Annotated in this window: 11 protein-coding genes; 2 read left to right on the top strand and 9 right to left on the bottom strand. The window is 38.3% G+C overall.

Annotated elements, in window-relative coordinates; all coding sequences use genetic code 11:
* Window positions 1–97: 97 nt before the first annotated feature.
* The 4 genes from NV377_RS22365 to NV377_RS22350 form a co-directional block, all read right to left on the bottom strand.
* Window positions 98–1,333 carry a peptidase gene (locus tag NV377_RS22365; RefSeq protein ID WP_258203035.1) on the bottom strand — a complete coding sequence of 412 codons (1,236 nt, stop codon included), beginning with the start codon at window positions 1,331–1,333 and terminating at the stop codon, window positions 98–100.
* Between the two features lie 182 nt (window positions 1,334–1,515).
* Entirely contained in the window at window positions 1,516–2,739 is a 1,224-nt protein-coding gene (locus NV377_RS22360) for an amidohydrolase (RefSeq protein ID WP_258203034.1), read from the bottom strand.
* A gap of 365 nt (window positions 2,740–3,104) precedes the next feature.
* On the bottom strand, window positions 3,105–4,856 hold the full coding sequence (locus tag NV377_RS22355) for a methyl-accepting chemotaxis protein (protein WP_258203033.1): 1,752 nt from the start codon (window positions 4,854–4,856) through the stop codon (window positions 3,105–3,107).
* 420 nt (window positions 4,857–5,276) lie between these two features.
* Entirely contained in the window at window positions 5,277–6,029 is a 753-nt protein-coding gene (locus tag NV377_RS22350) for an IclR family transcriptional regulator (RefSeq protein ID WP_258203032.1), read from the bottom strand.
* Window positions 6,030–6,386: 357 nt separating this feature from the next.
* On the opposite strand from NV377_RS22350, the gene NV377_RS22345 reads away from it, so the two are divergent.
* Complete coding sequence (locus tag NV377_RS22345) at window positions 6,387–7,373, top strand: alpha/beta hydrolase (RefSeq protein ID WP_258203031.1); 987 nt, start codon at window positions 6,387–6,389, stop codon at window positions 7,371–7,373.
* 141 nt (window positions 7,374–7,514) lie between these two features.
* Here the strand turns inward: NV377_RS22345 and NV377_RS22340 are convergent, their stop codons facing one another.
* On the bottom strand, window positions 7,515–8,624 hold the full coding sequence (locus NV377_RS22340) for an NAD(P)-dependent alcohol dehydrogenase (RefSeq protein ID WP_258203030.1): 1,110 nt from the start codon (window positions 8,622–8,624) through the stop codon (window positions 7,515–7,517).
* Between the two features lie 288 nt (window positions 8,625–8,912).
* Here NV377_RS22340 and NV377_RS22335 point away from each other — a divergent pair, with 288 nt between their 5' ends.
* A complete protein-coding gene (locus NV377_RS22335) occupies window positions 8,913–9,617 on the top strand; it encodes a class I SAM-dependent methyltransferase (RefSeq protein WP_258203029.1) in 705 nt (234 codons plus the stop codon).
* A 138-nt stretch (window positions 9,618–9,755) separates the two neighbouring features.
* Here NV377_RS22335 and NV377_RS22330 read toward each other — a convergent pair whose 3' ends face one another.
* The 4 genes from NV377_RS22330 to queG all read right to left on the bottom strand — a co-directional run bounded on the left by NV377_RS22330 (window position 9,756) and on the right by queG (window position 13,544).
* Window positions 9,756–11,234, bottom strand: a complete 1,479-nt coding sequence (locus NV377_RS22330) for a UDP-N-acetylmuramoyl-L-alanyl-D-glutamate--2,6-diaminopimelate ligase (protein ID WP_258203028.1) — start codon at window positions 11,232–11,234, stop codon at window positions 9,756–9,758.
* A gap of 233 nt (window positions 11,235–11,467) precedes the next feature.
* Window positions 11,468–12,061, bottom strand: coding sequence for a GTP cyclohydrolase I FolE (gene folE, locus NV377_RS22325; protein ID WP_258203027.1), 594 nt, complete (start codon window positions 12,059–12,061; stop codon window positions 11,468–11,470).
* Window positions 12,062–12,095: 34 nt separating this feature from the next.
* Window positions 12,096–12,314, bottom strand: coding sequence for a YneF family protein (locus NV377_RS22320; protein ID WP_258203026.1), 219 nt, complete (start codon window positions 12,312–12,314; stop codon window positions 12,096–12,098).
* An 81-nt stretch (window positions 12,315–12,395) separates the two neighbouring features.
* Window positions 12,396–13,544 (bottom strand): tRNA epoxyqueuosine(34) reductase QueG, encoded by a 1,149-nt coding sequence (queG, locus tag NV377_RS22315; protein ID WP_258203025.1) that lies wholly within the window; start codon window positions 13,542–13,544, stop codon window positions 12,396–12,398.
* Between the last annotated feature and the right edge of the window lies 1 nt (window position 13,545).

Below are 13,545 nucleotides of genomic sequence, written 5' to 3'. Positions count from 1 at the left end.
CTATGCTTCAAATTAAAAATAGCCACAAAAAAACCGCACCTCCAACTGTTAGATTAATCTCTAACCATTAGGGAGCGGTTCTATTAGCAGAACTAAATTATTGAGTATTTACTGCATTATCGTCAGAATTCACGATCACAATTTCAGCATTAGTTATACCAGGTAAAGAAAACGTCATCGCTGACTCGTGGTACGCTGTAATTTTCATACCGACTTTCAAATCAGCACCATTGTTAAACATTGAGATCACTTTAGTCTTATCTGAGATATTTAGAATAATATCGTTAGTCTTAGATTGGTCAGAGTTGATATCAACATAGACCTGACCTTCCGCAGTAAGGTTCGATGCTATAATTGTGCCTTCGACTTTATTCGTTTCCATTGCTTTTACAACAATTTTATCCGCGTGAGTTTGAGCTGGATAGATCATTGTCATTACTCCATTATAGTAAGCATCGACGCGAATATCATTTTTCAAATCTGCTTGCGTTAATTTATTGCCATCTTCGTCCACGATTTGAGTCTTCTCATCCACGGATAAGATAACATAATCTGTACCGCCTTTTTCCATTGGATTTCCAATTACCGTAATACGATTATCTGTTACACTCGTGATAATACCATCTGTACCAATAGCATTTTCAAGAGCGTTTTCTTCGATAATTGTGTTCACCAAAATATAGTTAGATGTTGATTGTGGAGGAATACTCATTGTAGCAGCAGGGCCATAGAATGCTTTAACGCTCATCCCTGGCTCTATTACGCTAGCTTTAATTACTTTGCCATTTTGATCTAAGATTTGAGCTTTGTTAGCAAATCGTAGAATAACCGTCTCTTCATTTGATGAGTAGAGGTCTGTCCCTTTTACTACAATACTGTCTTCCCTCACTTCAGATACTACACCATTTATCCCAAGGAAGGTGTAATCCTGAACAACGAGCGTTAGTGCAGTTCCTTGTGCCGGAAGGCTACGAGTAATATTACCTCCGTAAAATGCTTTAACAACTCTTTTCTCATCAATAATCGTTTTTAATGCCACTTTGTTACCTTTAGAATCAATAATTTTTGTATCTTTAGTAATCGATAGAACAATCTCGCTTTGATCAGTTACAGCAAGACCTCGACCTAATACAGTAATGAATTTGCCAGACTTATCGTTAACGAAATTAGTTACTAAGCCCATCGTAGCTGGAACAACTTTCGCTTGATGTTGAATTAACCCTTGTCCATTATGAATCGTAGGGGGTGGAACGTGCTGCGCATTTGCAGTAAGCGGAATAATTGTCATGGCTAGAATTGACGTTGTCGCTAGCATCTTGTACATTTTGTTCATCTGATTTTCCTCCAATTGAGTGCCTGAATTATTGTAGTTGGCGTACTTGCTTACTCATTTAAAAACGGGAAAATTTTCTTGGATGTTGCACAAATCGTGAAACAGCTGATTAGATCCCTATAAAAGTGATCGTTCTGTGAACAAAATGTACGAAGCTTAAAGATCTAGCAAAAAAGAAAAAATTACAATGTACCACTCACCAGACGTCCCTCATACCATACTGCTAGTCGCTCTGATCTTCGTGCAATTGCTTCTGCCGAACAACTTGCCTGCAGCAATACAAAACTTGCGATGTCCCCAATTTTCGGCCATACCTGCTCGCCTTTTTGATCGAGTGGCGTTATTCCCCCTGTAATGAATCCAAGTGTTTGTGAAAGCGATAATTCATCACTACGCCCATACAATTTGGCAAATAGTCCTGCCGTCTCTAATTGATCTCCATTTCCAAAAGGAGACCAGTGGTCCGTTAGGCTATCCGTTGCTAGCTTCACATTGACTCCGTTATTATAGAGCATCGGAAGTGGCATCATCATTCTGCCAATCGGAACGGTTGATGTAATAGACATACCAAGTGTTGCCATCCGTTTAGCTACTTCCAGTGCTTCAATGGGGTCGGCACCTGCAAACCAGAACGCATGACTAACCGTTACCTTGCCATGTAATCCTGCTTCTTCGGTCAGATCAGCTAGATGCATCAGTGTTTGCTTACCTGCATCGTTCCCATCATGTAGATGAATATCAATGCCAACATTATTCAATACCGCTAGCTCTACCGTCGTCTGAAGTGATTTCTCTATGTCACCATCTACTGAGAATGGATCTACTCCCCCTACAAGAGTTGCTCCCTCTGCCAAAGATTGCTTTACGAGTTGAACAGAATCTGAACGGAGAAGCCCATGCTGTGGAAAAGCTACAATTTCAGAAGATATTTTACTAGAGAATGTGTCAAGGGCACTCTTAGTCGCTTCTAAACGCTGCAGCCCGCTAACAGGCTCTATATTACAGTGACAACGCACATGTGTAGCACCAAATCCCTGGATAAGCGTCAAGATGCTCTCAGCTTGTTGTTGGGCCGTTGGAAGGAGCAACGGTAACAATACTTTCTCCTCTTCAATTCTTTCGAAGATGCTTGATACTTTTTTTACTGCTCTCCACGGTCCATCATAATATGTTTTATCCAAATGAATATGTGCCTCCTCGAAAGGAGGTAGCATCAATAATTCTTTACAATCGTATTTGGGAAGATTACTTTGTAGCTCTAGTTCTGCTCCAATAATTTCAGCAATGATATTACCTTCAATTCGAATATGGCAACGCTTCGTACTCGTACCCGCCACCTGTTCATTTTCAAAAATATAACCCTGCTCCAACATTACATTCGTTAACCAATATGAATTATTCAACATGTGTTATCTTTCCCTTCGCGAAATTCAGGCTCATTATACTTCTACTAATAAACGCTCTATAGCAATATACTGCTTGGCCCTTTCATGTTCCAAAGGTGTAACCCAAAAACACTCATGCTGTTGACATCCCATTAACAGCACAAAAAGAACAAATATTATTATGTATCGTATAATAAGCGACCTATTTCTTTAGTATATAATTCTATGGTATCATAGCCACTTTCAAACGAAAATTATTCAATCGTAATATCAGTATAGAAGAAGCTCCCGGAATCATCATGATTCCGAGAGCTTTTTCATCTTTGTTATGTTAATAATATTTTATATGTTACGTTCAATGGGACTCTTTTATACCTACCTACTCACTACTCAACCTTGAACTTCCCAACAGCTTTTCTTAGTTCACTAGCCAACGATCTAAGCTGCTCAGATGAGCTTGCTACTTCCTCAACAGATGCTAACTGCTCCTCAGATGCAGCTGCAACCTCTTGAGAATTAGATGCTGAATGATGAGCCATTCGCTCTAACTCTACTAATGAAGCAGCAATTTCTTCACTGCCCGCAGACATTTGCTGAGATGCTGCCGATACTTCTTGTACTTGTTCTGATACTTCCTTCACTGAACGAAGAATCAAGCGGAATGATTCACCTGATGCATTCACTAATTCAGAACCAATTCTAGTCTCATTCGCTGAACTTGATAGTGACGCTGTCACGTGCTCCGAGCGACTTCCAATCTCATTAAGAATTTCAGAAATCTCATTAGATGATTCTTTCGAGCGTTCTGCTAGCTTACGAATTTCTTGTGCTACTACCGCAAAGCCTTTTCCATACTCACCCGCACGGGCTGCCTCAATCGATGCATTTAATGCGAGTAGGTTCGTTTGATTAGCTACATCAGCGATATGGGATAGAATGTCACCGATGCGATTGCTTGAATCATTCAATTCTTGCATGACCTCTGCTGCGTTAAATACTCTTTGCTCAATCGTATTCATTTGCTCTACTGTTTTATTAATAACTGTTTCGCCTTGCATCGCCAGGTCAGACGTATCCGCTGCCAGCTCAGATACAACAGATGATGACTCCGCAATTTTCTGAATTCCAATAGTCATCTCCATCATGGCACGTTGACATTCCTTCGAGCTTTCAAGTTGAGTATCAGCGCTCGCTGCCACACTTTGTATCGCTGTAGCAATTTCATTCGTTGCAGCTTCTGTCTGCCCAGCTGTCTCTTTCAAACTTGTCGATGAATCCGACACTTCTCGAGAAGTTTGTTCAATTTGAATGGTCAAATCACGTAAACTAACTATCATCTCATTAAATGCTTGAGATGCTTGTCCAATTTCATTGTCAGATGTAACTGGTACTTGAATCGTCAAATCTCCCAGTGCTGCTTTCTTAGAACTTGCTGCCAATACACGCAATGGTTTAATCGCCACTCGAACTAGTATTACGATTAGAAAAATTGCCAATAATGAACATACCAATCCAATTAAACTACTTTTTAATAACAACTTATTGATACGTGTTTCGACTTTATCATAGTCAAAATCCAGACCAAAAACAGCAATTACTTTTCCATTTCCGTCCATAATTGGACTCATATACGCAATCCATGTACCAAGATCATCTTTGTAAGTTTGCGAAAGTCCAGCATACTTCTGCTGTGTTTTCTTATATGCTTCAGTATATATATCGTTTGAGATATAGGCTGAACCAGAATCAAAACCTGATTGCGCTAGATTCTCACTACTTTGCAAAAACTGTAGCTGAGTATTTCCATCTTTATCAATAGTGTCTACAGAAAAATAATAAGCATTTGTAAGTACATCATCATCAACCATTGCATTCAGTAATTTTCTTATTATGGCTAACTCATTCTCTGGTCCTTCCTGACCAGCCTTTAAAGATGATGCTACTGTTTCAATAAGGTTAGCATTAGCTTGTGCCTGACCTGCCAGTTTGCTACCCACCTCTTTAAATTCTTTATATACTTCATCTTTTTGAGCGAAGTAAGAAATTGAAGCCGTTATAGCATTTAATGCAATTAATATTATTGCCAATACAATGGAACATGTAACTACAAGACTTCTGCTTTTTATCCATCTTATCACAATCAGCACACTCCCTATTTCCTGTATGTATTCACTAACTGAACGTACGTTATTTTACATGATAATTGTTAGCTCCATACCTTTATACATATTAGAAAAATATTAGGAGTTTTATCAGCATGCATCTCTTCCGTCTTTGTTAAGTGCTAATTAATATATCGGATAAAAATATCTTATTGTATAGATCAATTGACTAGATGGTAATAATTACCTATAATTATCAATGACATTTATCACTAAATAGGACTATTAATTTATTTATACTTAATAAGTATTTATTTTCTTCTTGATTTTTACTACAATGACAACCTAATAATACTTAACTTCGATAAATAGTTTTTTACTACTTATCTAATAAAAAACAGACCACCTTTGATAGAATTTAAAGGTGGTCTATGCTATATAACTCCAATTAGACAACTATAATCTCGCCATCATACTCATTCGCTTTGCTGAGCCTTGCAAAATCGGAGCAAAGTCTTTCATCGATTCCATTGTCAATCTACTCGATGGTCCTGATACAGCTAATGCCGCGATCACTCCACAATCACGATCAAAAATCGGCACAGATATTGCTGCAACTCCACTTTCACGTTCCTCAAAACTTACCGCATAACCTTGCTCCATTACTTCTAACAACTCAGATTCATATGTTTCCATATTATTACCTTCACGTAATTGCCATGATGGATGCTCCCATATTTCATGCTGTTCCAGTGGAGAAGCAAATGCAATAAGCACTTTGCTCGATGCCCCTGCATAAAGCGGAAAGCGTGCACCTACTGGAGCAACACGACGAACTGGTTCATGACTTTGCACAGATTGAATACGAATTCTTTCCACACCTGATCGTACATATATACTTACCGTTTCTCCTAGTTGATCGCGCAAACGTTCCATTTCTTTTTGCCACATCGTTGATTGATCACTTTCAGGTGCCAAATTCGATGATAGCTCCCATACCTTCAATCCTAGTTGATATCGTTCAGTTATTTGATCACGCTCGATAAATCCTTTTTCTTCTAGTGTCGCAAGCATACGATGAACTGTACTTTTATGTAAGCCAACATGCCCAGCAAGTTCCGTCATCGCCCATGAAGGCTTTAGCGTGAAACATAATAATAGATCCAATGCTCGCTCAACCGATCTAACAGTAGATTTACCTTGCTCCATCTTTCTCATCTCCTAAAACTTTTCGTTTGCCCCTTGAGTTACATCTAAGTTAAGAAAAGTTACTTCGTAAGCATAAGTTAAAACTTTTCGTTTGCCCCTTGAATTACATCTATTTATATTATGACATGCCCATGCAGTCTTTCGTTTCATTGTATAAAACTTATTTTCAAATCCATTGATATTCGTTCTCATTAAGTATACTTCATCTATCTTATTTCTGTAAATTAATATTTCTTTTTCTGAAGGAAGTTATATTACAGTTCCTTTACAAAAGCTCATAGTAGGTTGACAGTAATTCCATTGGGGTCTAGCATTATTAGTAACGACATCAATGCTAATGAAACGGAAGTGAAAATAATGGACAGTGGCATCGAATTAATACAGGGTCGTACTACGCAACTTATCGTACCCGAGCATAGAAAAAACACTCGCTTCAGACATTTTCTACTTGCCATTGTTGTTGCAATCTTTTCATTTCTAGCAATTATTATACTAGTAAGTCATGCTATTATTGCTTGGAATCTAGCATATCCTTACGTTCCACCTTTGGAATCGAACCCATTCGATGAAAAAAAATTATCCTATGAAATTGCTGTTTATCCTAGTAGAAGTGGTGAAACAACGGTAGATAGTTGGTATATTCCAGCGAATATCTCAGAAAGCAGATCCGTATCCAAACAAACTATTATTCTAAGTCATGGTTATGGTGCGAATCGAGAAGAGACTTGGGTACCAATGTACGATTTAGCCGAGCTTATGAATGAGCTCGATTATAATGTTATTATGTTCGATTATGGTTATGCTTCTAAGGCATATAGCGCTCCCGCTACATGGGGGAGCGAGGAAAAGAGTCAATTACTCGCAGCAGTAGATTATGCCCAGCAGCGGGGCGCTGAGAAGATTATTGTGTGGGGTTTCTCTATGGGTGCTGGCACAGCATTACAAGCAGCTTTAGAATCCGACCAGATTGATGCTCTTATACTCGATAGTTTATTTTTACCTAGTCCTGATACACTTTATACGAATTTGCAACAATATGTAAATTTACCTAAGTATCCGACTACGACAATCATCAGTCAATTGTTACCATTATGGACGAATCATGTCTTTTCAAATACACCTGCACAATCGATTCTTAACAAACATTACGACATCCCACTATATATTATTCATGGTACGTCAGACAATAAAGCTGATTATCATATTGCAGAGAAAATTGCTGCCAATCAGCAAACGGAATATTCAAGTCTTTGGATTATCGAAAATGGTCAACATGAATTGTTATTCCGCAAAGATCCTAATCGTTATATGAAAAATATATCTGAATTTCTAAGCAATATATAATTACAGACTGATTCAAACTTTCTTTCAGAAACAGAGCTATAAGCGATTTTAGCAGAAAATCCCGCTAGAAAACTTTCTAGCGGGATTTCTTTATTTTTCGATCGTTTTATATTTTTAGAATAACTACTAGAGGTAGATATCTCAGGCTTTATATGTTTTGTCTAATACTACAATTGGTTTGATCGTCGAACCATTTTTAGAATCTGCAAAGGCTTGTTCAATTTGGTCGAACTCGTAGAATTTTATTAATTTATCCACTGGGAATTGTCCATTTTTGAAGAATTGAACTAATTTGGGAATGATTAATTGTGGTACCGCATCGCCTTCGATAACGCCTTTTAATGTTTTCGCCGGTCCAACGATGTCCGTGAATACGTTTAGTGTTAAATCCCGTTTACCAACAGCAACTGTTGCGATTTCACCTTTCACTCGTAGACAACGAATACCTGCTAATATTACTTCTGGAACACCAGTCGTTTCTAATGCATAGTGTGCGCCTTTACCAGTGATTTCACTAATTTTCGTTGTTACATCTTCCTGCTTGCTGTTGATTGTGTGAGTTGCACCTAGTTCTTTCGCTAATTCAAGACGGCTATCGTGAATGTCTACAGCGATAATTGGATAACAACCAGCAATTTTTGCAGCCATCATCCCAGACAAACCAACTGCACCTGTACCGAATACAACGAAGCTTGTACCTGGCTCTGGAGCTAATGAGTTAAGTACGGTCCCACTCCCAGTCATAATACCGCAGCCAAATGGACCTAGATAGCGAAGGTCGATTTCTTTATCTACTTTTACAACATTTGTTTCACCTACAGTTGCATACGTTGCAAATGATGATTGACCGAAAAATTGAGAAATATCTTGACCATCTTCCGTGTGAAGTGGCGTTTCGCCTCGTTTGTTTTTACCTCCAAAATTTAGGGGAAGCATGTTTTCACAGCCACCTGCATTACCTTCTAGACAGTTATCACAATGCCCACAATAAGAGAAACCAAGTACGACGTGATCCCCTGGTTGAACAGTCGTTATATTCGAGCCAACTTTTTCTACAATACCAGCACCTTCATGACCTAAAACTACTGGATAAGGAACAGGTATAGATTTGTCTAAAACAGTTGCATCAGTGTGGCAAATCCCAGTTGCAACAATTTTCACTAAGACTTCATCAGCTTTTGGCTCATCTAAAACAAGTGTTTGTTGCTCAAAATCAATTGCGTCGGTAGTAATCATTGCTTGAATTTTCATAAGTATACCTCCAAAAGTTAAATCGAGAAAGATTTCTCGATATGTAAGTAGTTAGCCCCTCTTATCTTAATTTTATTCGGATTATATTGAGGTTAATCTAATGGATCACCAACTTGCGTAATATAATGACGACAATTAGATATTTCTCTAGATAGAGCAATGCCAAAGTATATTTCATATTGTTCTTGATTTAATCCATATACTGGTTATAATATCACTAAGAAATATACTACAGAATAGTTTAGTTTTGATGAGATGAGATTAGTGAAGCCTAGGAGAGATGAGATTATGAATAACAAAGAGTTATATGCTCAACAAGGAGTTGCGATGACATGTCGCTCCTTCGAAGAATATCAATCGATGTTCATGTTAGACAAAGCTACGTTGGCAAAAGGAAAAATACTTGATATTGCAGCCGGGGCTTCATCCTTTACTGCCGAATGTATCCATAGAGGATACGATGCAATGGCATGCGACCCACTGTACAAATTAAATAGTGAGCAAATATATGAGTTTGGGCAGCAACAGCTACTTATCGCTTCTGAGAAACTCAGCTCCAAAAAAGAGGCATTTGTTTGGAACTATTACCATGACATACAACAGCATGACGACATTCGAGAGCATTCGTTAGATAAATTTATTGAAAGCTACAAAAATGATATGGATAGAGAAGTTTATGTAAATGCAATGCTACCGAACTTACCATTTCAAGATGACATGTTTTCTTGTGTAATTTGTAATCATTTTTTGTTCCTTTATCAAGAACAATTTGATTACTCATTTCATTTGGCTGCGATCAAAGAGATGATTAGAGTAACCAAAAAGGGTGGTATTATCCTTCTATATCCTCTTGTTGGTTTTAAGGATGAACTATATCCCCATCTTGATAATTTACAGCAAGAGCTAAGTCAAATGTGCGTGAATGTTAGCATACGGACTACCGAATTCCGCTTTCTACCCTCAGCAGATGGTATGTTAGCTATTCTTAAATAAATATCAGAAAGACCCCTGAACGTTAGATTGTACGCTCATAATTAGCTTTTCTTAGCTATGAGCGATACAGTCCAATAATTGTTCTGGGGTCTTTCACATTTTACATCAATTATTACAAAGTCATATATTTCGCTTTCATTACGATTGCGTGTAGCCGAGTGCTATAAGTTGATCTCTCGCTACTTCTTTATCATCAAAATGCGACTTTTCCGTACCGATGATTTGATAATTTTCATGACCTTTTCCAGCGATCACAATAATATCTCCTGCTTGTGCTTCATTAATAGCATCCTCAATCGCTAGTTTACGGTCAATATGCGTTGTGAAATGACCTTCTGTTAGATGATCCGTCATATCTGCTAAAATCGCAACAGGATCTTCTGTACGTGGGTTATCAGAAGTGAAGTAAACATGGTCTGCCATTTCAATAGCGATATTCGCCATTAATGGTCGCTTCGTACGATCACGATCGCCACCACAACCGACTACACATATTAACTTCTTAGGCTCAAGCTGTTGTGCTGTACGCAATACATTTTCTAAGCTATCTGGTGTATGTGCATAGTCTACAATTACGGCAAAAGGTTGCCCTTGCTGTACAGCTTCAAAGCGCCCTGGAACTCCTTCGACACCTTCAATTGCTTCTTTAATTTGATTAAGAGTTAAACCTTCAGGAATTACTGCACTTATAGCAGCTAATAAATTGTATACATTAAATTTACCAATTAATTTTGTTGATAATTCCACTTCACCTAATGGTGTAGTTAATGTAAAACTAGTACCTGCTGCAGTAATATTAATGTTCGTCGCTCTCACTAATGCCGCTTCACCAAGACCATACGTAATAATTTGTGCTGAAGTTTTTCTAGCATAGCGCTCGCTCCAAGGATCATCACTATTTAATACAGCATAACTTGCTTGCTCATAATCATTACCTAATTGGGCGAACAACAACCCTTTAGCTTCACCATAAGCTTCCATAGTTAGATGGTAGTCGAGATGATCTTGCGTTAGATTAGTAAACACAGCTGTTTTGAAGCGACATCCATGTATACGCCCAAGATCAAGCGAATGAGAAGAAACTTCCATTACAGCATAGTCTACATCTGCTTGTTTCATGTTATAGAAATAACGTTGTAATTCATAACATAATGGCGTCGTTAACTTAGCTTCTTCTTGATAGCCTGGATAACGTATTTCAATCGTACCGATTACACCTGTCTTATGTTGATGATACGTCAAAATGTGCTCGATGAGATTCGTTGTAGTTGTCTTTCCATTTGTACCTGTAACACCAATAAGCTTAAGTTGACGAGTTGGTGAGCTATAGAATGCATCGACCATAATGGAGGCTGCTTTTCCCGTGTCAGGCACGAGAATATACGTAATGCCTTCTTCATATCGTTCTTGTTTATCTTGTATTACGATGATCTTTGCACCATTCGCGATAGCTTGAGGGATGTAGGCATGACCATTTTCCTTCGCACCTTTCGTACATACAAACATATCATTAGACTTGATTGCTCTGGAATCATTGTGTATACCCGCTACTTCAACATCAACATTCCCGATGATATGAGTAAATAATAACTTATTTATAAGCTGTTCTAACTTCATTACAGAACACTCCCTTATATGAATCACTTATATAATATATGATGACGATAGCTAAACTAATTCTTGACGTTAAGCTTTATAAATTCATTTGTTTAACTCCCTAAGAATAACGCAAATTAACGAAAAAAGAAACTTCCGAACCATCCTTTTACAAGGCGATTCAGAAGTTTCTTTTATAAAAGTATGTTCATAAAACAGGCGATCAAAGTCCGCTTTTTGAATTACCTTATAGATTATTGCTTAAGTAATGTCATAAATTCTGCCCTCAAAGCAGGCTCTTGTTTGTATTGTCCACGTAAAGCCGTCGTAATCGTTTTACTTCCAGGCTTTTTAACTCCTCTTGCACACATACATAAATGTTCACCCTCTACTACGACAATAACGCCGCGAGGGTCTAATTCTTCTACTAATACGTCTGCAATTTGAGTGGTAATACGCTCTTGTACTTGTAATCTACGAGTTACAGCTTCTACTAGACGTGCTAATTTGCTCAAACCAACGATCTTTCCACTTGGTAAATATCCAATATGAACTTTACCGAAAAATGGAGCCATATGATGTTCGCATTGACTGTAATAGACGATATCTTTCACGATAACTAACTCTTCGTGATCTTCGTCGAACATTGCACCTAGAACTTCGCGTGGCTCAACTTCATAGCCAGCAAAAATCTCCTCATACATGCGAGTCACTCGTGCTGGTGTTTCAAGCAAACCTTCACGTTCTACATCTTCACCAATTAATTTTAAGATTTCTGTTATATGCTCTTCAATCTTATCTCGGTTGCTAGAAACCTGCGAATTGACGTAATCCTTCTTCCCCGCCATTCAGTAGTTCGCTCCCTCCTGCCCTCGTTAGTAACTATCGAGGGAATTTCTGATTTTTCATCATATTCTGAGCTTTTTGCATCTGTTTATTATTCAGATTATAGCCCATTTGCTTTGCCATCTTCTGAAGCATCTCAGGATTGTTCTGCATATTTTCAAGCTGCTTACGCAAATAGTATACTCCGACAAGGAAGCCAACCACTGCACCAATAAGAAGCGTTACAATCGGAATCACATAATTATACCATTCCATAATTTCACCTAGACCTTTCAATGTTTTGTTAGCATTGCATCACTGTATAATATCATGATACAACACTTTAGGCAATGATTTTCACTTACTTTTACAGCTAATAATGTTATTTATTGACAAATTAATTTGATTGATTGTTTCTTCATCTTTCTCTCTTGCAATTGCCGATTCTAGTACTGCTAACGATTCATCTCCACCGATTCTACCCAGTGACCATGCAGCAGTTGCTCGAAGTACCTCTCTAGGATCGTCCGTTAGTACTTTTGCTAGCGAGGGGATTGCTGTCGAATCTTTGAAGTTACCTAACGCAATAACTGCATTCCTTTGAATAGGTTTTTTGCCACGCCATGCCGCAGAAGTATAACCGAATTTTTCTTTAAATTCTTTGTTTCCTATCGTTAATAGCGGGATAAGCAGTGGCTTAGCGACTTCAACGTCTGGAATCAAATCTTCGTGATGTGTCCAGTTCTTCCCACGATTGATCGGACATACGATTTGACATGTATCACATCCATACAATCGATTGCCTATTTTACGCATATGTTCATCTGAGATCATACCTTTAGTCTGGGTAAGGAACGATACACATTTCTGAGAATCTAATTCTCCTGGGCCGACTAATGCTCCAGTAGGACAAGCATCAATACATTTCGTACATGTCCCACATTGCTCAGTGACTTCTTCATCTGGTGGTAGCGGTAAATTAGTAATTATCTCACCTAGATAAATCCAAGATCCTAACTCAGGGGAAATAATAGAACAATTTTTCGCACTAAATCCGATCCCTGCACGCTCTGCAACTGCACGATCAGATAATTCTCCCGTATCAACCATACTCTCACTACGTAAATCTGGCTCACGCTCTCTTAACCATGCTTCAAGCTTGAGCATTCGATCTCGCAATATATGATGATAATCATTTCCCCATGCAGAACGTGCCATAATACCACGCCTAGCACCTTCTTCTGATTTGGGCGCGTTCTCTAATTTAGAAGAATAAGCCACTGCAATGGCGATGATACTCTTTGGACGATCAAATATAAGGGAAGGGTCCGTTCTACGATCCAAATCTTTCGCTTCAAAGCCCGACTCTCTTCCTAACTCACGATGTCGTATTAATCTTTCCTTTAATACAACAAAAGGATCAGGTGATGCGATGCCAATAGCATCTATCCCCAAATCCCTAGCTACTTGCTTTAATTCATCTTTCAATTTCTGCCATTTGTCCATC

The organism is Paenibacillus endoradicis (assembly GCF_024721975.1).
Note: the sequence above shows the minus strand (reverse complement) of the source record. Positions and strands in the feature narration are given on the sequence as shown.